We start from the raw sequence: 240 nt of genomic DNA, 5'->3' as shown, positions 1-240 counted from the left end.
AAGGAGGGAGGAGGGAGAAAGAAAGGAGGGAAAAGAAGGAAGAAGGAAAGGAGGAAGGGAGGGAGAGAGGGAAGAGAAGAGGGGAAGAAAAAAGGGAAGAGGGGAGGAAGGAGGAAAGAAAAGAAGAGGAAGAAGAGAAGAGAAAGAAAGGGAAGGAAGAAAGGGGGAGGGGAAAGGAAGGAGGGGAGAAGGAGAGGAGGGAGGAAGAAGGGAGGGAGAGAGAAGAGGGAAGGGATTGGA

General features: G+C 51.7%; 1 protein-coding gene. It reads left to right on the top strand.

What is annotated here, in order from left to right:
* Positions 1-240: hypothetical protein (locus ACODJP_RS14460; RefSeq protein WP_422482686.1), on the top strand; the 240-nt coding region annotated here is incomplete at both ends.

It is taken from the genome of Pleomorphochaeta sp. DL1XJH-081 (assembly GCF_049310885.1).
In the GTDB taxonomy this organism is placed as follows: domain Bacteria; phylum Spirochaetota; class Spirochaetia; order Sphaerochaetales; family Sphaerochaetaceae; genus CAYZJV01.
The sequence above is the reverse complement of the archived record's forward strand: the minus strand, read 5'-3'. Positions and strand labels throughout refer to the sequence as shown.